At 36.5% G+C, this 21,064-nt stretch carries 21 protein-coding genes; 14 read left to right on the forward strand and 7 right to left on the reverse strand.

The genetic code is table 11. The annotated features are described in order from the left end of the window. Positions 1-209: 209 nt before the first annotated feature. Positions 210-1,313, reverse strand: a complete 1,104-nt coding sequence (locus B9T35_RS01005; protein WP_086189272.1) for an HPP family protein — start codon at positions 1,311-1,313, stop codon at positions 210-212. 552 nt (positions 1,314-1,865) lie between these two features. Here B9T35_RS01005 and B9T35_RS01015 point away from each other — a divergent pair. From B9T35_RS01015 to B9T35_RS01045, 6 genes are all read left to right on the forward strand, one after another. After that, positions 1,866-2,120 carry a hypothetical protein gene (locus B9T35_RS01015; protein ID WP_228147060.1) on the forward strand — a complete coding sequence of 85 codons (255 nt, stop codon included), beginning with the start codon at positions 1,866-1,868 and terminating at the stop codon, positions 2,118-2,120. Positions 2,121-2,758: 638 nt separating this feature from the next. Beyond that, positions 2,759-3,742: a glycine--tRNA ligase subunit alpha gene (gene glyQ / locus B9T35_RS01025; protein WP_086189274.1), complete on the forward strand. Its 984-nt coding sequence runs from the start codon at positions 2,759-2,761 to the stop codon at positions 3,740-3,742. Then, a complete protein-coding gene (gene glyS, locus B9T35_RS01030; RefSeq protein ID WP_086189275.1) occupies positions 3,742-5,811 on the forward strand; it encodes a glycine--tRNA ligase subunit beta in 2,070 nt (689 codons plus the stop codon). The genes glyQ and glyS overlap by 1 nt, the downstream gene beginning before the upstream one ends. A gap of 1,217 nt (positions 5,812-7,028) precedes the next feature. Beyond that, entirely contained in the window at positions 7,029-7,412 is a 384-nt protein-coding gene (locus B9T35_RS01035; RefSeq protein ID WP_086189276.1) for a hypothetical protein, read from the forward strand. 371 nt (positions 7,413-7,783) lie between these two features. Then, a complete protein-coding gene (locus B9T35_RS01040; protein ID WP_086189277.1) occupies positions 7,784-8,434 on the forward strand; it encodes a hypothetical protein in 651 nt (216 codons plus the stop codon). 246 nt (positions 8,435-8,680) lie between these two features. Continuing rightward, on the forward strand, positions 8,681-9,256 hold the full coding sequence (locus B9T35_RS01045) for a hypothetical protein (RefSeq protein ID WP_086189278.1): 576 nt from the start codon (positions 8,681-8,683) through the stop codon (positions 9,254-9,256). 145 nt (positions 9,257-9,401) lie between these two features. On the opposite strand, the gene B9T35_RS01050 is transcribed toward B9T35_RS01045, so the two are convergent. Then, on the reverse strand, positions 9,402-10,355 hold the full coding sequence (locus B9T35_RS01050; RefSeq protein ID WP_086189279.1) for a 2-hydroxyacid dehydrogenase: 954 nt from the start codon (positions 10,353-10,355) through the stop codon (positions 9,402-9,404). A 137-nt stretch (positions 10,356-10,492) separates the two neighbouring features. Next, positions 10,493-11,182, reverse strand: a complete 690-nt coding sequence (locus B9T35_RS01055; RefSeq protein WP_086189280.1) for a TetR/AcrR family transcriptional regulator — start codon at positions 11,180-11,182, stop codon at positions 10,493-10,495. Between the two features lie 80 nt (positions 11,183-11,262). Here B9T35_RS01055 and B9T35_RS01060 point away from each other — a divergent pair, with 80 nt between their 5' ends. Further along, positions 11,263-12,378: a fatty acid desaturase gene (locus B9T35_RS01060; RefSeq protein ID WP_086189281.1), complete on the forward strand. Its 1,116-nt coding sequence runs from the start codon at positions 11,263-11,265 to the stop codon at positions 12,376-12,378. 186 nt (positions 12,379-12,564) lie between these two features. Further along, positions 12,565-13,074 (forward strand): hypothetical protein, encoded by a 510-nt coding sequence (locus tag B9T35_RS01065; protein ID WP_139841994.1) that lies wholly within the window; start codon positions 12,565-12,567, stop codon positions 13,072-13,074. A 13-nt stretch (positions 13,075-13,087) separates the two neighbouring features. On the opposite strand, the gene B9T35_RS01070 is transcribed toward B9T35_RS01065, so the two are convergent. Continuing rightward, positions 13,088-14,350, reverse strand: coding sequence for a hypothetical protein (locus B9T35_RS01070; protein WP_086189283.1), 1,263 nt, complete (start codon positions 14,348-14,350; stop codon positions 13,088-13,090). Positions 14,351-14,472: 122 nt separating this feature from the next. Between B9T35_RS01070 and B9T35_RS01075 the strand changes: the two genes are divergently transcribed. After that, the gene (locus B9T35_RS01075; RefSeq protein WP_086189284.1) at positions 14,473-15,252 is read left to right on the forward strand and encodes a class I SAM-dependent methyltransferase; all 780 of its coding nucleotides are present in this window, start codon (positions 14,473-14,475) and stop codon (positions 15,250-15,252) included. Between the two features lie 35 nt (positions 15,253-15,287). After that, positions 15,288-15,851, forward strand: coding sequence for a hypothetical protein (locus B9T35_RS01080; protein WP_086189285.1), 564 nt, complete (start codon positions 15,288-15,290; stop codon positions 15,849-15,851). A gap of 116 nt (positions 15,852-15,967) precedes the next feature. On the opposite strand, the gene B9T35_RS01085 is transcribed toward B9T35_RS01080, so the two are convergent. Beyond that, positions 15,968-16,372: a protease inhibitor I42 family protein gene (locus tag B9T35_RS01085; RefSeq protein WP_086189286.1), complete on the reverse strand. Its 405-nt coding sequence runs from the start codon at positions 16,370-16,372 to the stop codon at positions 15,968-15,970. An 85-nt stretch (positions 16,373-16,457) separates the two neighbouring features. After that, a complete protein-coding gene (locus B9T35_RS01090) occupies positions 16,458-17,018 on the reverse strand; it encodes a hypothetical protein (protein WP_086189287.1) in 561 nt (186 codons plus the stop codon). Between the two features lie 175 nt (positions 17,019-17,193). On the opposite strand from B9T35_RS01090, the gene B9T35_RS01095 reads away from it, so the two are divergent. After that, on the forward strand, positions 17,194-17,826 hold the full coding sequence (locus B9T35_RS01095; protein WP_086189288.1) for a class I SAM-dependent methyltransferase: 633 nt from the start codon (positions 17,194-17,196) through the stop codon (positions 17,824-17,826). A 58-nt stretch (positions 17,827-17,884) separates the two neighbouring features. Here B9T35_RS01095 and B9T35_RS01100 read toward each other — a convergent pair whose 3' ends face one another. Then, on the reverse strand, positions 17,885-18,352 hold the full coding sequence (locus tag B9T35_RS01100; protein WP_086189289.1) for a Holliday junction resolvase-like protein: 468 nt from the start codon (positions 18,350-18,352) through the stop codon (positions 17,885-17,887). A gap of 129 nt (positions 18,353-18,481) precedes the next feature. On the opposite strand from B9T35_RS01100, the gene B9T35_RS01105 reads away from it, so the two are divergent. The 3 genes from B9T35_RS01105 to sodC all read left to right on the forward strand — a co-directional run bounded on the left by B9T35_RS01105 (position 18,482) and on the right by sodC (position 21,047). Beyond that, a complete protein-coding gene (locus tag B9T35_RS01105) occupies positions 18,482-19,126 on the forward strand; it encodes a ParA family protein (RefSeq protein WP_086189290.1) in 645 nt (214 codons plus the stop codon). A 130-nt stretch (positions 19,127-19,256) separates the two neighbouring features. Beyond that, the gene (locus tag B9T35_RS01110; protein WP_086189291.1) at positions 19,257-20,375 is read left to right on the forward strand and encodes an AI-2E family transporter; all 1,119 of its coding nucleotides are present in this window, start codon (positions 19,257-19,259) and stop codon (positions 20,373-20,375) included. A gap of 111 nt (positions 20,376-20,486) precedes the next feature. Then, positions 20,487-21,047, forward strand: a complete 561-nt coding sequence (gene sodC, locus B9T35_RS01115) for a superoxide dismutase family protein (protein WP_086189292.1) — start codon at positions 20,487-20,489, stop codon at positions 21,045-21,047. Positions 21,048-21,064 lie beyond the last annotated feature (17 nt).

The raw sequence follows: 21,064 nt of genomic DNA on the forward strand, positions 1-21,064 counted from the left end.
TCACCGATGTAGGCTGTAAGTTTCATTTTAAATTTGAAATAGCGCATCTGCGCAATGTTTTAAGTTTTCAGCTACGACGGACTACCCCCTATTCTGTCGTAGCTTTTTTATGTCTATTTTTCAACTTTTATTTTTATAACAGACGATAAACAACTTCAAGTACCATGATTTTTTAAAGATATCTTGGATAAGTGCTTTGTGCAAAAGGCCTATCGCTTGGTATGATTTAATTGTTGCTGTAATGCTGCAATCATATCCGCACGACTAATCATCCCAACTAACTTTTGCTGTTCAACAACAGGAATATAATTAAAAGATTTTTCGACAAAATAAGGCACTAAATCTTGAATTGTTTGTGATGGTTTCACAGTCACAACTTTCCGATCCATAATTTGTTTGACCAAATGCTCCCAAGATGCACGTGGGTCTGCTGCGCGTTTAAACCATTCTAAGACATCGTACAATGCTAAGGTACCAACCAGTTCATCATTAATATTGACAACAGGTAAACTCATTAAATTGACTTGTTTAAACTTATCAATGGCTTTATGAATATCATCCAATTCATACAGATAAATCACATCTTTGCTCATAATGTCTTGGCACAAATATTCACTCACAACTCGAGCATTGGCTTTTTCTTGTGCCTCTAAGATGATTTTCTGTAAATCATAATCACTAATGTCCAAAAGCTCAGTTTGCTGCTCCAAAACATCTTGAATGTCTTGTGGTTGAATGGTGACTTTCTGTGTTGGTGTTGGGTCTTTAGAGCGTGTATTGAGTTGTGCAGTTTGTGGATATTGTTTTCCAAGCAACCGATTGAAAATAACGGCAACAATCAAAAGTAAAACTGAATTTAATAAGACGGGATAAAAGATAAAAGCATAGCCCAACTCATGTACGGTTGTTCCACCCAAGACAGCAGTAATCGCTACAGCTCCACTTGGTGGATGCAATGAATCTGTGGTCATCATCAAGAAGATAGATAAGGCAACAGCAATACTAAATGCGACTGTTAAATTTGAGATAAACAGTACACACGTCACCCCAATAACCCCTGCGATGATATTCCCCACCACCATATTCCACGGTTGGGCAAGTGGGCTTGCAGGCACGGCAAAGAGTAATACTGATGATGCACCCATTGGAGCGATATACCATGCATTAAAATCGCCAAGCGCATACCAACTAACCAATGAGGATATAACGAGTCCCAATAATGCACCAATACCGCAAACAAGACGGTCTTTGAGCGGTAGCACTTTAAAATTGGGTTTTAAGATATTGAGCCATTCAAGTTGTGAGTGAAACACAGCTATCCTTTTGCTTTAAATATGGGAGAAGTTTTAAATTATACGATGATGTACGAGAAGATGTATTAATTTTCTATCTTATAATTATGCCTAGTTTTGTTATTAGCTTTTTTAAAGCAAAAGGGTTTTAGATAAATACCAGTATTTGAATTTTAGTACTGAACCTAGTTAAGCAGATCTCTTTTCAATTTTTACAATGACTAAAATAAATCATAATTTTTACAATGAGATGTATAATTAATGCATCAATAAATATAAAGACTGATATGAAAAATTCCATGAACATTTAGAAACATGAGAATTATACCCTTGCCTGATTCCGTTAATACAATTCGAAATTTCCCTAGGTAATAAAATTACAAGTCACAACACACATGGTGGCTAGCCTAAAAAAAGTCATTTGATTTACTTAAGACAACAACTACATTTAAAACACACTGATTTCCCGCAACATCCTAATGTGAATGCAATGATTAATCGTGATATACATTGTAACTGGAAAACAGATACTTACTACGCTATTCACCACCATTTTATTATTGGATAGGCTCAATGAAAAAGAGTAAAAAAATACCTGAAAAAATTGAACTTTGTGAATGTTTAAATGAATTATTAAGCCTTGAGTTATCACTGGGAAATACTGTTTCTCATTTTAACAATAATGCTGGTTGGCCTCATCCAAACACTCATTTTGTAATGTTGATCAATGACCTGAGTATCAGATTAGAGAACTTGACCTTTTCACAAAATATATCTCATCAAATCTGCCGAGACCCACATTATGATTGGCATGATAAATGCGAATAAAAACTCACTACGATATACTTTCTGCGTGAAATACTAAACCCTTCTAAAACCTGCTATAAAATATAAATAGCTCTTTTCTATTTAAAAAATGAAAATTATGATACTGAAACTATTAAAAATGGGTACATACCTTATTAAACCCATTCAATTAAAATTTAGTGAATTATGTTTATCTTTACTACTTAGCCCTATAGGTACAATAATTTACACTCCATACCTTTTATATCAAATGTACATTCGTAGTACTTTTTCTGAAATCATTCAAGTAACCATCTTAACTCCATTTTTCGCACTTTTATGTATCTATCTCATTTTTTTAGTGACTGTTTTTCCAATCATTTTGATTACACACATTATTCTAAGACAATTTAAAATATTTAATATTTTAACAATTATTATCAGTTACTTAGGATTTAGTTATTACCTTGGGAAAAAAATTACTCCCTTATTCAGTGTTGAAAACATGCTTCCTATTCTGCTCATCTCCACACCAATAGTCGCATTTTATATCTTTATGCTTTTAAAGTTTGCATCAACCTCAATTAAAGACCCCATCAAAGCTATATAACCCTTTGCCACTCTCCTGCAAAATCCTTATACTGAGAACCAATTTTTCTCATATTTATAATGGATGCTGCATGAGTCGCGCCATATCGCATATCGATACATTTCAAGGCTTAATTCTTGCCTTACAAAATTACTGGGCTGAACAAGGTTGTGTGATTTTACAACCTTACGATATGGAGATGGGTGCAGGGACATTCCATACTGCAACATTCCTACGTGCGCTTGGACCTGAAACATGGAACGCGGCTTATGTACAGCCTTCACGCCGTCCAAAAGATGGTCGTTATGGCGAAAATCCAAACCGTTTGCAACATTATTACCAATTCCAAGTGGTGCTTAAGCCAAACCCAGACAACATCCAACAGCTTTATTTAGATTCTTTAAAAGCGATTGGTATTGATACCCTTGTGCACGACATTCGTTTTGTGGAAGACAACTGGGAATCTCCAACATTGGGCGCTTGGGGCTTAGGCTGGGAAGTTTGGTTGAATGGTATGGAAGTGACACAGTTCACTTACTTCCAACAAGTCGGCGGTATTGAATGTTACCCAGTGACAGGCGAAATCACCTATGGTCTTGAACGTCTTGCAATGTACTTGCAAGGTGTAGATTCAGTTTACGATTTGGTTTGGACCAAAGGTCAATTCGGTACTGTGACATATGGTGATGTGTTCCATCAAAATGAAGTCGAACAGTCGACCTATAACTTCGAATATGCCAACGTCGAAAAAATGTTTGAATTGTTCGATTTCTATGAAGTTGAAGCAACTCGTTTAATTGAAGCTGAACTGCCACTTCCTGCTTATGAGCAAGTGATTAAAGCATCACATTGCTTTAACTTATTGGATGCCCGTGGTGCGATTTCAGTGACTGAACGTCAGCGTTATATTTTACGTGTGCGTACTTTGGCGCGTTCAATTGCACAAAGTTATGTGGCTGCACGTGCGAAGCTTGGCTTCCCAATGGCAGAACCTGCATTACGTGATGAAGTATTGGCGCAGTTAAAAGCACAAGTTGAAGCTGAAGCGAAAGAAGCCAACAAGGAGAGCAAATAATGTCTAAACATACCGTTTTGTTCGAATTAGGCTGTGAAGAATTACCGCCAAAAAGCTTAAAAAAATTACGTGATGCGTTACAAGCAGAAACCATAAAAGGCTTAAAAGATGCTGGCTTGGCTTTTGATTCAATCGAAGCATATGCAGCGCCACGCCGTTTAGCTTTAAAAATTGTTAATGTTGATGGTGCGCAACCAGATACACAAAAGCGTTTTGATGGCCCTGCTAAACAAGCTGCTTTTGATGCCGAAGGCAATCCTACTAAAGCGCTTGAAGGCTTTATGCGTGGTCAAGGCATTACGGCTGATCAAGTCACGACTTTCCAAGCCGGTAAAGTTGAAAAAGTGTGTTATTTAAAAGATGTGAAAGGTCAAAGCCTTGACGTTTTATTACCACAGATTTTACAAACAGCTTTGGACAATCTTCCTATTGCAAAACGTATGCGTTCAGCGGCAAGTCGTACTGAATTTGTTCGTCCTGTAAAATGGGTCGTGTTGTTAAAAGACAATGATGTGATTAATGCAACTATTCAAGATCACAAAGCAAGTAACGTGACTTTTGGTCATCGTTTCCATGCACCTGAAGCGATTACTTTAGGTCATGCTGATGAATATCTTGCGAAATTAAAAGCCGCTTATGTTGTAGCGAACTTTGAAGAACGCCAAGCGATGATTGACGGTCAAGTGAAAGCACTTGCGGATGACGTGAATGCCATTGCGATTGTACCCAGCGATCTTCGTGATGAAGTGACAGCACTAGTCGAATGGCCTGTTGCGCTTCGTGCAAGTTTTGAAGAGCGTTTCCTTGCTGTACCGCAAGAAGCCTTGATCACCACCATGCAGGACAATCAGAAATATTTCTGCTTAGTGAATAGCGACAATAAACTTCAGCCTTACTTCATTACCGTTTCAAATATTGAGTCGAAAGATCCTGCTCAAATTATTGAAGGCAATGAAAAAGTGGTTCGTCCACGTCTATCTGATGCTGAATTCTTCTTCTTACAAGATCAAAAGCAACCGCTTGCATCACGTAAAGAAAAACTCGCCAATATGGTGTTCCAAGCTGAGTTGGGTACGCTGTGGAATAAGTCTGAACGTATTGCAAAATTGGCTGTGGCTTTAGCACCAATCACAGGTGCAAACCCTGCCGATGCTGAAAAAGCAGCTTTACTTGCAAAATGTGACTTAACTTCTGAATTGGTTGGTGAATTCCCTGAACTTCAAGGTATTGCGGGTACTTACTATGCACGTCTTGAAGGTGAAAGTGATGAAGTTTCAGAAGCTTTAGGTGAACAGTACTTACCTAAATTTGCTGGTGATGTTTTACCGCAAACCAAGACAGGTACGACTATTGCCCTTGCGGATCGCCTTGATACATTGACAGGTATTTTCGGTATTGGTCAAGCGCCTACAGGTTCAAAAGACCCATTTGCATTGCGTCGTTCTGCGATTGGTATCTTGCGTTTAGTGACTGAAAACAATCTTGATGTTTCAATTGAAGAACTCATCAAACTTGCTTTAGCTGCTTACGGCGATGTATTGAAAGATCACGCTAAGACTTTGGCAGATGCAGTTGCATTCCTTGAAGGTCGTTACCGTGCGAAGTATGAAGATCAAGGTGTTGCTGTTGATGTGATTCAAGCCGTTCAAGCCTTGTCACCAAAATCACCTTTAGATTTTGATAAGCGTGTGACTGCGGTGAATCATTTCCGTGCCTTGCCTGAAGCTGCTGCACTTGCTGCCGCCAACAAACGTGTTGCCAATATTCTTGCGAAAGAAGCTGAACCGACAGGTGCTGTGGTTGAAGCAAACTTGGTTGAAGATGCTGAAAAAGCATTGTTCGCTGAACTTGCTAAAGTAACGCCTATTGTTCAGCCATTGCTTGATGCAAAGAACTACACAGAAGCATTGTCTATGCTTGCTGCCTTGCGTGCGCCAATTGATGCTTTCTTTGAAGGTGTCATGGTCATGGCAGATGATGCTGAATTGAAAGCCAATCGTTTACGTATATTGGCGCAATTACGTGGTTTGTTTACCAGTGTTGCGGATATTTCAGTGTTACAGCACTAAGCTAAATATTTGAAATAAAATGAGAACCCTGCTTAAATAAGTGGGGTTTTATTTTTATTCATTTTTAAAGTATGATCAATAAAATTTCCTAAATAATTACAACCGATGGAAATTCGAAATTTTGCAATTGTAATTTCAATTATTTTATTAAGTGCATACCAAAAAATCACTAAAGACGGAGATTCAAATCCTAAAATAAAGCCAACGAATGAAATCCAGCTGATCGCTGAATAAAATAATAACTATCTATTAGATAATGGCGATTCATCTAAAAATGTAGATGGTAAAATTTCACTCTATAACGTAGAAAATGGCTGCCAGATCGATAATACTTTTATTTACTCAGAATCAATAGCTGTAATTTATCGTTATATCTTTAAAAAAATAAATTGATTTCAGCAATCACTATAAGCCCTAATAATTTTATGCCTAATAAAATGGATGAAGTTTGGAATGATCCTAAATCCCTCGCAATTATTGAAAATTTTAATAAATCAAAAGATATCTTGTCAGAAGATGAAATTTTACAGTGTATTTAAAAATGAAAAATGAAAAAATAAATTATTTCAGAATAGACTTTTATCTCATTCTTATACATGTAATTTTACTTTCCATAAGTTATATTATTTATTGCCTATATCCTACTGAACCAAACTCAAAAAACTTAATTTTACTTTTATTTCTTTTCATAGCAGTTTGTGAAATCATTCCAATATTATTTATAATCGCTATTGTATTACCTCACTTAGATACAAATATTAAATATGTAAAAATTAAAAAAATTTTCTTAATTATTTTATATTTCATATCAAGTTTTTTTATTTTAACATTCATAGGAATCTCTTCATTCCTTAATGAAAACGTATTTATACATATTACTACATACACCTCCATTTTATTTATTTCAATATATTTTTCAATAATTCGCTTTGTAAAATTAACTAAAGATCAGTATCTGTTTATCATCAGTATTCTTATAATATTTTTATTATTCATATTATGAAATTACACTACCTAATTACTTCTACGTCTATAACTAAAGCACTACTTTCAGAAAAATATACCTGCGTCTTTATAATTGAACGATACAAAAATAATCCTCCGCAACTACTTACAAAATACAATCATCTAATTGATATGTTAAACAAATAATCTATAGAAATATTATTTCAATTATTTATACTTAAATTCAATAGCACTGAAGAACAAAGTCCCTTATGAATCTAAAAACCATTTGTCTAACTACTTTTACATGTCTATCTATCACCGCTTGCTCAACCACGCTAACCAACCCCAACGCACCTATCGTTTTAGAACAACACAAAAACATTTCTGCTGAACCGACAACCAAGCACAATCTTGCTCGACTTATCAAACAACAAAACAATTGCGTGATCGAATTTACTGGAAATTTTCAAACAGGCAAAGCCACTGAACATTGGATTTTTAAAGGCGATCAACTCATTTCAGCATTTTCAAATGTGAATGCCGAAGTTGAAAATAAACAAACCATTTTTGACGTTCAAAATGCAGAAAAGCAAATTAACTTTACTGCACTTAAAAACAACTTCAAAAAGTCTAACTTAGATAAATGTTTATAAAATATTAGGCATATTGAACGCTCAATATAGCTTAATTCATATATCGGTTAAGCAATTGTTTTATTATCGATACGAATAAAATCATGTAGGGTCTTTGATTCATTCAAGTTTTGCCTGAATATCAAATAAATTTACGTTAACTTACAGTGTAAACAAACAAATCAACTTAAAAGTACAAACACAATGATTTACAGAAACTTAAGTAGAAATCATGCTTAAATGATATTCACAATTCTGTCATTTTTGTTACAAGGTTGTGTATAAGCTGTGGGTTTTTTATCTCAAATTATAATTAATCAATTCTGATCATTTATGATTCAGCTCATCTAAGGCTTGATCTAACTCAAGTTATAAAAGGAAAAAAACACATTATGAAAATGCTTAAAACAACTTTAATTACCACCGCTCTATTGGCTTCAACTCCTCTTTTTGCAAATACAGATGTGAATGGCAATGTCAGTGCTTCAGCAGATGTAAACAACAATGGGGTATTACATAACATTGGGCAAGGCATTCAAAATACAGCGGATAAAGTCGGTGCAGGCATCGAAAAAGGTGTTGATAAAACCCGCGAAGTTTCTAAAAATACATGGGAAGGTACAAAAGATGCATCACATTCTGTAGGTGAAGGTGTTCAAACGACTGCGGATAAAGTCGGTGGTGGTATTGAGAAAGGTGTTGATAAAACCCGTGAAGTTTCAAAAGATGCGTGGGATGACACCAAAAAGGTATCTAAAAAAGTAGATCATAGTGTGAAAAAAACAGCGACTAAAGTTGGTGGTGGCATTGAAAAAGGTGTAGATAACACCAAGACAGTAACCAAAGGCGCTTGGAAAAATACCAAAAAATTAAGCCATGAAGCATCTGAAAAAGTACATGAAAAAGCAGTAAAAACTAAGAAAGCTTTAACACCGAAGAAAGCGACTGCAAGTGCTGAAGTAGACTCAAGCGCTCAAATGTCTTCACCTGTAGGCAGTACCAAAATTGATATTACAACCAAACCGATTGTAAATAGCCAATAATTCATTTGCATGAATATGTTAAATCCATAAGCTCACTTCGGTGGGCTTTATTATTTTCAGCATTTTTATTTTCTGTATGAGATATCTAATCTAGAAAGTGGATATTGTTATTTTTTGAATGTAGCGATATGTAGCAAGCTGTATTCTTTTCCTTGCAAAACAAGTTATTGAATCTATAAATCAGTAAGATGCGTAGAATATTCAATCGTAATTTAAGTGCCACGCTGAAAGAGGTTTAAAGCAATAATGAATAAGATAAAAATGGTGTGCATCACGACAGCTATTTTGGCAACAACCTCCATTTATGCACAAAGCTCAAGTGAAACGAAAACAACGCTACCTTATGGTGATAACCCCAATATTTTCAAAGTACTTGCCTATAAAACAGGACAAGCTGTACAAAATACTGCTGAAAAAGTAGGAAATGCAACGGAAAAAGGCATCAATAAAATAAAGCCTAAAGTTGGCGAAACTTGGGACAACACCAAAACATATACGACAGAACAAGCAGAAATTGCACGAGATACCACCCGTAAAGGCATCGACACCGCAGTTAAAAAAATTAATGAAACCAAAGATAATATTGTCGGTACAAGTGGCGGTAATGTTCCAATTGAACGTGGCAATTTAAGTGATGCTTCAATGAGCTCTGTTCCAAGTCCTACAACTGTGACTGCACCTGTTATTACAGCACCTCCGATTGCTCCTGCACAAAATGCTTCAGCTCAAGAAGAACCTGAAATTACCAAGCAATCTCTACCTTTGAACAATGCCTCAGCTAAACAAACGACATCTAATGATGACGTAGGTGTTCCGCGTTAGTTAGCCTCTAAAATCATTTATATCTTAAAATAATTTATAAGAATCTTCCCTAGAAGCCATTCATAAAAAAGCCCACCATCAAGTGGGCAATATTTTGTTTTACTCAATTTTTACGGAACTCAATCTACTGAGCTTTTTACCACTTTTAATTCACCTGTCGAATTGGCTGTCCATGTTTAAATGCTTCAATATTTTCAACCAATTGATTGACCATTCTTTGACGTGCTTCAACACTGCCCCACGCACTGTGTGGCGTAATAATTAAATTTGGAATGTCATCTGCAAATAAAACCGAGCCGTTCTTAGGTGGTTCAACACTCAATACATCCGTTGCCGCCCCTGCAATTTTGCCTTGTCTTAATGCATCTGCAAGTGCTGGTTCATTCACAATGCCACCACGTGCACAGTTGATTAAAAATGCTGTTTTTTTCATGGTATTAAATGCATCTGTAGAAATCAAATCCCGAGTTTCATCGGTTAATGGACAATGTAGCGTTAAAAAATCGACTTGAACTAAAAGTTCAGAAAATGGGACGCGATTTTCATCACTTGGACGACTGGGTAATGCACCGACTAAAACTTTCATACCAAAAGCTTCGGCCAGTTTTCCAACGGCTTTACCAAGCTCACCATAACCCATAATGCCCAATGTTTTACCTGATAATTCAACTATCGGGAAGTCCAACAAACAAAATATGGGAGATGTGTTCCACTGCCCTTGTTTCACCGCTTGATCGTATTTTAATAGTGATGTCGCTAAAGCTAAGATTAGCGATAAAGTATGCTGAGCAACTGCTGCTGTTCCATATCCCTGACAATTGGATACCACAATACCTTGTTGCTTTGCCTGAGCTAAATCAACATTATTGGTTCCTGTTGCAGAAATAAGAATGACTTTTAGTTTGGGGCATTGCTCAATCGTTTCTGCATTCACGACCACTTTATTGGTAATCACTACATCTGCATGTTGAATGCGCTCTAAAACTTGTTCTGCTGTGCTTGATGGGTAAAGGATTAAATCTGCAAAAGCCGCTTTTAACTGGCTAAAGTCTAAATCATTTTTGTCCAGTGATTCATAATCTAAAAATACAGCTTTCATATCCCTTGCACCATTTTTCTATTTTCAATGTGTATTTATAACATGCTCAAAATGCGCTTAGAGATTTTGCATCAATATTCATAATGTCTTTAGTTTCCTCATTTAAAGAGAAATAAAAAATCATTCCTCTTAATGGATTATGGTTCTGGCATTTGAAATGAATCATTTTTTAATGCCAATAAATAAGCGATTGCCATGCGATAGGCTTCTTGGCAAATTGCCTCAGAAATATAGTTTTCAGTGTAATAACCATGTTTCATACAGGTAAAAACCAATTCCATTAAGATGGTTAAACTGTCTGGTTCTTGTGGTACATAACTATCTACTTGAATCATTTTTAAAGCTTGTCGAACACCTGCACTGACTTTTTTCAGCTCAACTTGATATTCTAAATAGGCTTGACGTGTAAATGGTCCACTCAAGATAATCAGGCTCGCCACTTCAGATTCATTAAAGAATCGTGCAGTGACTCGAATCATATTTGCACTCAGCAATTGCCCATATTCTTCAATACTGGCTTTTGGCTGTTCGGACAATACTTTAACGGCAGCTTTGCCTAATTCTGTGATTAAGCCATTTAAATGCATGAGCGCAATGTGCCGTAAAATATCGTATTTCGTCGGAAAAAACTGATAAATACTGGTGCGAGGTACACCCGATGCATTGGCAATTTCTGGAATAGAAATTTTTTCAATTCCAACACTTAGCAGCAACTCTTGTGTTGTTGCAATCACCCTTTCCATTCTTTTTTGGGTACGTTCTTGCTTTGGTTGCGTTACTTTTTTAGTCATTTTTTTCAATACAGATGTTGACTGAATTTTAAGCATCAGATAATCTCTCAAAATAACCCAACAAATGTTGGATTTAAAACTTCCTTGTCGTAATAAAAATAATAGAGGAACAGGGCATGAATTTACCCGTTGCCAATTTTAAAATGACCAAGCAAAATAAAGTGAAACTTTTTGCTGACCCAGAAGACGAACAACGTAGCCTTCGTATCCGTAAAGGGATTTTAGAGGCTGGCAATCAACTCCGTGAGAAACACCCTTGGTTGGTCAAGTATCAAGATCAAATTGGCATGGGTATTCTTATTACTGCTGTTTCAGGTATTGTTTTTAATATAACACAGTACTCACGTGGTCAAATGCCTGCGTATATTGCAATTCCGCTCTCTGCATTTTGGATGTCTATTCTGCATGAACTAGAACATGACTTAATCCATCAAATGTATTATCGCAAAAATAAACCTGTTAATGATGCAATGTTGGCAACGGTTTATGCTTTTCGCCCAAGTACTGTAAATCCATGGATGCGTCGTGATGTACATTTACATCATCACAAATCTTCTGGAACTCAGTCTGACCTTGAAGAACGTGGCATTAATAATGGTGATCGTTGGGGCTTAAAACGTTTAATCATGACTGGTGACAACATGCTTGCTGTCTATTTACGCCCAATCACGATGCTGAAAACCACCAATCGTTTTATACATGCACAAAAGAACTTAAACAAGTCAGAAAAACTAAAGCTCAGAGCTCGCCTTACAGCAAGTTATGCACCTCTTGGACATCTACATTATGCAATGTGGCATGGTTTTCTTCTAATGAGCGTTGCCAAATTAGCAATGAAAGCTGTGGGTCTGAAACAGCCTAAAAATGCGCTTTGGAAACTTGCCGATCGCACCACTAAATTTTACGCAGTGACCATTGCAGCACCTAACTTCTTACGTACCCTCAGCTTACATTTCACCAGTTCTAATATGCATTATTATGGCGATGTTGAAGAAGGCAATATCGTTCAACAGTGTCAAGTATGGACAGATTGGCGTATGAGACCCTTACAAGCTTTCTGCTTTAATTTTGCAGGAACACATGCCATACATCATTTTGTAGTCCGTGATCCCTTTTATATTCGCCAAGCCATTGCCCAAGATTGCTACCCCGTGATGCAAGAAAATGGCGTACGCTTCAATGACTTTGGTACATTTAAAAGAGCTAATCGACGTTTAGAGAAAACAGCATAATAAGAGAATAATAATAACGATAAGTCACGTCCGTTTACTCGGTTTATAGGGTCTTGTGCATGTATAGACCCTTTTTTTATTGCTTTTATTTTAAGTTAAATCAACTTATTTTATAGTCAATCTCTGATATCAAAGCTTTCATTTCTGTTAAATAGGAAAATTTAAAACTTGTGTATATGAATACAGATGTCTATGCTTTTAATCACAATGCATTTTCAATCATCACAAAATAACACTAACAATAAATCCAAACAAGACATTCAATTTATGAACAACGTTCTAAGTATTACTAAAAAAATATGCTTTATGATTGGCCTAACGCTGTTGTGCCCAATTCAACATGCTACTGAGCTTGTACTTCAATCTGTAGAAAATGTGGAAGAATATAAAAATCATGAAGGTAATTATTTTAAACTCATTAAAATTGAGCAAGGTTGTCGAATCGAAGTAGGATTTTATAATTTATTAAATCAAGAGTTTAAAATCTATATCTTTAAAAACAATGAACTTATCAGCGCAAAGAGTAAAACCTATAACTATCTCTATGAAAAAGATTATGAATTAAGCTTAGATCATGTTACCGATGTGATTCACTATTCCACTGAATACTACAATGTAAAAAATAACTTAGTAGAACAGAGCTTGAAAGAATATAAAGCTCTGTTTCCGACAGCCTATTTAAATCAATGCAAATAAAGCAAAGTAGATTTTAGATCACTACAAACTTTTCAGTATCTTGCACCGTATCTGCTTCAAAACTACAACTGCCCTGCTCATCACAACGCATATATAAGTTTTTATAACTCAATAGATAAAAATCAGCACATTTTTTAATAACAATCGGATTCATATCTAAAGATAAAGCATCATCCTTTTTAAAAAGCTTGGTCACGCGGCGATCATTCATACAAATCAAATAAACTTGTTTTTTGACTTCAACTTGCGCCAAACCACTATTTTCAACATGCAAAGGAATAATATATTTACCATTGATATCAATCACCTGTTGATCATAACTTTCAAGCTTTTGCGTAATCACATTAAAAACCAAAACATTGCCAAAGCTGTCTTGTAACTGTGTTTTATTTTCAAAAGGTAAGTTGACTTGAATTCCAAGTTTTTGTAAATCTTGTTCATCTACACGCTTATTGGTCAATAAAATACGCGTAATGGTTTGTTTTAAACTGGCATCAAAAAAGCTGCTGTCCAATTGAAGATCAATGGTTTTTAAAATTTTACCCAAAGCTTCATTATGCGATCCGAGTAAATGGGCAATCACACTACGATAATAAAACTTACTGTTCTTTTTCACTTCACGTATTTGCTTATAAAAGTACGTTTGATCATAAGGATGTTCAATAAAGTCACGTAATAGCGAAGAGCTTGCCAAAACAGCAATCGCATCATGCCCTGTATAAGGTAAATGCAAAGTATGTAACTGCGGAATTAAGGGCTTAATTTTTAAATAATGTTCTTTGTCATGCTCAAAATATGGATCATAGACAATGATATATTCGCAATTTGCTGAAATATCTTGTGTTTGGATTCGCATATCTGCATTTAAATGTGCATCATAAAAATCAGTATAACGACGATCTTCTACTTCGCTTGGATCGATTGAATATTGTGGCACCATTGCCACCACACGATTCATTTTGAATAGTTTTGAATACTTAATCGCTGCGTAACCACCCATTGACCCCCCATAGCCAACAACACGTTTGTATTGCGCTAAGATTGGTTCAAGATGTTGCAATAATGCCAGCATACTAGACATTGGAAACCATGACTTTTCTTTCGGCATAATACCGACAACACTGTAGTCATATTTCATTAATGACTTTTCAGCATTGATTGAAAGCCCTTTGGCACGCGAGATTAAGTCACCAAAAGAAAGCACTAATGTGTCCGAATTTCCTTTTAAATAAATTGCTCTGATTTGTTCATCTTCAAAAATTATTTGTTTATCCATTACGACACCGAAAAAAGGCTCTCTTATCTTTAGCTTCAAAAATTAACAAATAGATAACTTGCCTATTCATCGCATCCAATGTCATATTTTATAGATACTGCACAGATTAAAAAGCGCAAAATATGACACATTCCTTACATCCTACCGCACAAAAAGGCTTCAGTTCCGTTGCTGAACTTTATCAACAAGTTCGTCCCAGTTATCCCGCAGAGATTGTGCAATGGTTAAAGCATGATCTTCAACTTACTGCTGAATCTAGCGTGGTTGACCTCGGTTCTGGTACAGGAAAATTTCTTGATTATCTAAAACAAGTGACATCACATATTACAGCGATTGAACCTGTAACAGAAATGCTAGAACAGTTGAAAATAGTACATCCTGAAGTACACGCACTACAAGCATCAAGTGACAATATTCCACTCAGTTCTGAGTGTGTTGATGCGGTTTTATGCGCCCAGTCTTTTCATTGGTTTTCGAATATTGAAACCCTCAATGAAATTCATCATATCTTAAAGCCCGAAGGTCATTTGGGCTTGGTTTGGAATCAACGAGATGAGGAAGTTGTTTGGGTCAAAGCATTGGCAGATTTGATCGCACGCTATGAAGGAAACACGCCTCGCTACCACAGTGGTGAGTGGAAAAAGGTATTTGAAAACCAGTTTTTATTTAGACTTGAAGGAGTCAAATTGCTTTCGCAATTGCAAAAAGGCACAGTTGAAGATGTTGTGAGCAAACGTTTTCTATCAACCAGTTTTATTGCAGCCATGCCACAAGAACAACAACTGCAATTAAAACGACAACTCGAACAGATCGTCCTCGAGCATATTGGTAAACATCCTCAAGATGAAATTGAATTTCCTTACATCACTTATGCTTATCACTTTAAAAAGATTGAAAGCTAAATACCCATTTAAAGAATAGAATTTTTGAGAGAAAAATGAATATGCTAAAAACTGCTAAGCCCTTACTCATTACGAGTTTCGTTTGCTCTGTATTGTTAATAACCGCTTGTACTCCTAAATCTGAGCACAGTACAACTAATGACAAACCATCTAAAGATGCTTCTCAAGATGTGATTGATCAATTAAAAACACAGAGAATTAAAAAGTTTCCAAGTACACCTGATGATGCACATGACATTGCCCTGTTGACTGAATATGATCAAAAATTTAATCAGATGAGCGAAGAAATAGAAGCTGATCTTCGCAAAATGGCCAAAGATGGCAATCTAACAGAAGAAATTACGCATCAACGTAAACGTGATCAAATCAATTCTTCACTTAACATGCTCAAAGATTTAGATTTAAAGACCGAACAAGGGCGCTATATTCAAGGTTTGCTGTACCAATACTGGGAAAACCAAATCAAAGTCTATGATGAGAAAAAAGCATCTCCAGATGGTGAACTAAAAACCCCATCTGATGCGGTCAAAGGTATGAGGGATATGTTTACCGCAAATGACCAGCTCGAATATTGGAAAACAGTAACGCCAAAATCTTAATTTTTTACCATTACCCTCATGATAAAAAATTAAGAGATCTAAAAACATAAAAAATGGTATCAATGCCATTTTTTATTGTCTTTCTATACGAAAAACTTCTCTTTTCAATCACGCTTCTAAGAAACTCGAATGCGACATTGCCACTGTTGATCAGGTTGCTTAGTTGATTCCCAAGGGCGAATATGCACCAATTCAATTAGTTCTTGTCCAGGTTGCTCCGCTATAAAACGGAATGATTTCATCCCACCGACACCTACAGCACCTTCTTCGGCTTCACTTTGTAAAAATGTTTCTTCTGTTTTAAAGAGCTTTAAAGGTTGCAACAATTTCCATTGATAACCCGTAGATGGATTTTCTGCTGCATTAAAAACCAAAGTATCTCCAACTTTCATTACCATGATAGTCGGGCACTTTTGTTTAAGTGTATATTCATGCGTTTTACCAAGTGTAGGCGTCGAACTTTGACATGCGACTAATCCCATCCCCAACAGCAACGCTGTAATACACATTAAACCTTTCATTTATCACTACTCTATCTTGAATAAGTTTGTTTAAAATTACAGCGAGATATTAACAGTTTTTGCTATCCTGCTCAAATAAAAACCATTAAATGTTTTGTTTTTCAATCCATTGGATAGAGTCAACACGAATTAATTTGCATGCACCATCACCTACACCATTCCAATCTAAAGCAGATTTCCACACCAAGTTTTTATCATTCACCTGAACCAAATCACCTTTTAAGCGCACCAAATCTCCGCGTTTAACTTTTTTGATTTCATTGGCAATCTGAGGGTTTGCTGGAATGATATGCATATTACTCACAAATAGAGGCGCATATTGTGGTGCGACTGGCGTCCGTGCCATTTTCCAATTTAAATAACGATCATATTGATTAATTGAAATTTCACGTGCAATGCTCGGCTCAGTAAATAAACCACGCGTCACCGCATAATCAATCGGTGAGAACTTCGCTTGTTCATCATTCAAATATTCTTTAGATCCTAGAATACGGAACTCGCCATGAAAAGGCTCAAGTACCGAAATCGTCTGATCTTTGGCAACAGGTGCTAAACCTTTGGCAATATTATAATCTGTAGATTGATTGGCACTAACCTGAAATGCACTGAATGCCAATAATGCGGCACAAACTAACTTTCTGGTCATGGACAGCTCCTCAATCGTTAAACCAATATCTTTAATATTTAATACTATGCTTAAAATATTAAAACAAAACTAAGATTACGTAACAAAATAGGGAAATTTCGTCGCTTTTTTGTCTTATCTTTCAAATTGATTTGTGGTTAGAATGAACTGAAGTATAAATAGAAAAGTTAAATCAATGATTTATAAATTTTATCAACAACGTATTTTCCCGCATGTGTTAAACCAAATCATGCAAACACCTAGCCTTATGGAGAGCCGTCGTGAATTGCTCACCAAAATTCAAGGTGATGTACTCGAAATTGGTTTTGGTACAGGCTTAAACATTCCTTTTTATCAGGCTGTTGATACCTTATATGCGCTTGAACCGAATGCTGATGTCTACCATTTGGCGAAGGATCGTGTATTGAATGCACCTTTTCATGTGCAACACATTCAAGCCAGTGCAGAAAAATTACCTTTTGCAGATAACTCAATCGATAATATTGTCAGCACATGGACAATGTGTAGCATTTCCCAACTCGAACTTGCTATTACCGAAATTTATCGTGTGCTGAAACCTGAAGGTATCTTGCATCTTGTTGAACATGTGCAATATTTAGATCATCCAACTTTAAAGAAACTACAAGACATTCTAACTCCTCTACAAAAAGTAATAGCAGATGGCTGTCATTTAAATCGGAATATTGAGTTTGCGCTATTGAATGCCAATTTTAAATTTTTAGAAAAAGCTTATTTTGATGCAGAGGGTCTACCCAAAGTTGGACGACGTATGCTCATGGCAAGAGCGCAGAAAATGAAGACCGCATAAAAAACCAAACTAACATTTCATTAAAATAGCGGTGACCTAGTGCCACCGCTAAATAGAACTAATCCTCAAAATCAATCCGAATCGTTTCAAAACGTACTCGCCCTTCACGAATGGCTTGTGCAATCGCTTGTTGCCCTTTGGTCAATCGAGCGCCACCACTTTTAATATCAATCAAGACCACTTCAATATCTTCCGCCAAACCATCCCCATCTCGAAACTCGCTATAACCATCAAATACGACATAATCAATGGGATCACCCATAAATTTAGCATCACTGGGTAAATAGCGAAACTCAGGCATAATTGGAGCTAGTTGCTCTGCCATCTTGCCTTTAAGTACAGCACGACTGGTATTCACGCTGCGCTTTTGGGCGCTCAATAGAGCCTGTTGATGTTCTAACTCAAGCTCTGCAATATAGCGTTCATATTCTGCTTTAATCTTTCCATTACGGGTGCTCGACAACATCAAAGTTGTTAATACAACACCAATACAGGCACCGATTAACATCGCCATCCAAATGGACATTCTTTTATCCTAATGTGAAAACTTTGCACAATGTAAACAACAACTAAACTTTTGTCATGTGTCATCTACTCGCCTAAAAATAATGCTAAGCTAAGATCAAATTTTAATTGCCAATTTTAATTGTAACCCATGAAAACGATACTCATTGCAAATCAAAAAGGCGGTTGTGGTAAAACAATTACAGCCATTACATTGGCTTCGGCACTGGCACAAAAAGGCTATAAAGTCGCACTTGCAGATGCCGATAATCAGAAATCCGCATTGCAATGGTTAAAACAACGTCCTGAAGATGCTGCCAGTATTCAAAGCTTAGATTGGCGTCATGAAAAATCGATTGGTGATGCCCCTAAAAATCTACAATATCTAATTATTGATGCACCAGGTGCTTTAACAGGTCAGCATGCAGAACAACTGATTAGTGAGTGTCATGCCATTGTGACGCCATTACAACCTTCTTTTTTTGATATTGACAGTACCAAACGCTTTCTTAAACATATTCAAGACATGAAACGCATTCGTAAAGGAAAAGTTGCAGTTCATTTAATCGCTAATCGTATGAAAGCCAACAGTTCAAGTTCAAAAGACATTCAACAGTTTTTTGATAAAGTCGAACAAAAACCTGTCGCTTGGATTTCAGAACGTACCGCTTATGGTCAATTGGCTATGCAAGGTTTGAGTGTTTTTGATAAACCGCAAAAAAACTATTTAACAATCCAAGCACAATGGCAACCTCTCCTTGATGCATTAATTGACGATCCGAGTGATTGGTTCTAATTTTTTAAAAGCGTATCGAACACCGCACTTTTTTTACTTTTTCATATATGATGAAAAACAAGTGCAGGATTATGTCGTCTAAAAAAGTGGCATAGTCTAAATGATAATTTAAATTAGATTAGAGTGATTAATGCAAGAATTTAATCCGACCTTACAGCGTGCGTTATTATTTGGGCTGTTTTTTATTTTAATTTATTTGGGTTTTGACATACTCAAATACTTTATTGTGCCCGTCCTTTGGGCATGTATCATTGCTTATATGACTTGGCCCATGTACAAGCGCATCCAACGGATGTCTGGTGAACATCGCCCAACAGCAAGTGCATCGATCATGATTACCTTAGTAATTTTAGTCATCGGTCTGCCACTGACTTTTGCCATTTTTATTCTGCAACATGAAGGTCGCAATCTGTATTTAGATTTACAACGCCAGTTCTCTTCAGGTCATTTAACAGTGCCTGATTTTATACGTGAATTACCTATTATTGGTAAAGAGATTAGTCGTACTGTACGTGAAATCAATGCAGACCCAACCAGCTTATCTCAGAATATTGGTGCTTGGATTCAAGGACATATGAATTATGGTAAATTCGTCCTCAATGAAATTACTAAAAATGTGGTCAAACTTTGCTTTGCTGTGATGACTCTATTTTTCTTTTATCGTGATGGTCAAATCATTGTTCAGCAAGTCAGCCAAGCTTTAGAAAAAGTGATTGGTCCACGCATCCATCATTATATTGACACCATTTCTGAAACCACTCGTGCTGTGGTTTATGGCGTTGGCTTAACTGCAGTGGCTCAATCGATCTTGGCTGGGGTGAGTTATTTTGTTGCAGACGTACCTAATCCAATGGTCTTAACCATTGTGACATTCCTACTTGCATTAATTCCTTTTGGACCTCCTGTTGCCTATACCAGTGTTGCGTTATGGTTGTTGTCAAAAGGGCAAATGGTCGAAGCGATTGGTGTCATGGCATGGGGTGTTTGTATCGTAAGTACCGCAGATAATGTGATTCGTCCATTGGTCATCTCTGGTGCAACCCAAATTCCATTCATTTTAATTATGTTTGGCGTTTTAGGTGGCTTGGCAAGTTTCGGATTGGTTGGCTTATTTATTGGACCTGTCATTTTAGCCGTGTTATTGGCAATTTGGCGTGAATGGCTACATGAAACCATTGACCCAGTACAACTTCCAGATGCAACCTTGGCTTATGAAATAGAGGATGATTCAACTATTCCTAAGCAATAACAATCTAACTTGTTAATAAATTTATACAATCAAATACTTAAACCGTATTGTGTCGCATCCTTAGCTTTGTTTGAATGTCTAGAACAACAAACAAAACTAGGATGCTTTTTAATGCCTGCTCATTTTTTAAAACTTTCAGCTTTATGTACGCTGATCAGTCTGACTGCTGTCGGTTGTACAACTTCGAATACGGTTCCAAAAAATAATAAAGCACCTCAGCAAGTTGTTGATGTACATGCTGTCACAGCTCAAGGTGTAGGTGCAAAAATTGGTACAGTCACATTCCAAGACAGCCCCCAAGGGCTGAGTATTAGCTCGCATTTAACACAGCTCCCTTCAGGTTTTCATGGTTTTCACATCCATGAAAAAGGCTCGTGTGAGCCTGCTTTGAAAGATGGGAAAATGGGGGCGGCATTGGCTGCAGGCGGTCATTTCAATCCAGCACATGCTACTGGACATGGCACGCCGAATGACGGACATATGGGTGATTTACCTGTACTGAATGTAGATTCCGATGGTAATGCCAATACTACAGTCATTGCACCTCGCTTAAAACTTGCAGATATTCAAAGCTTAGCCGTGATGGTACATGCAGGAGGTGACAACTATTCAGATCATCCGAAACCATTAGGCGGTGGTGGTGAACGAATTGCTTGTGGTGTGATTAAATAAATCGAGCTTTATTCATC

The sequence above is a fragment of the Acinetobacter sp. ANC 3832 genome (assembly GCF_002135415.1).
In the GTDB taxonomy this organism is placed as follows: Bacteria; Pseudomonadota; Gammaproteobacteria; order Pseudomonadales; family Moraxellaceae; genus Acinetobacter.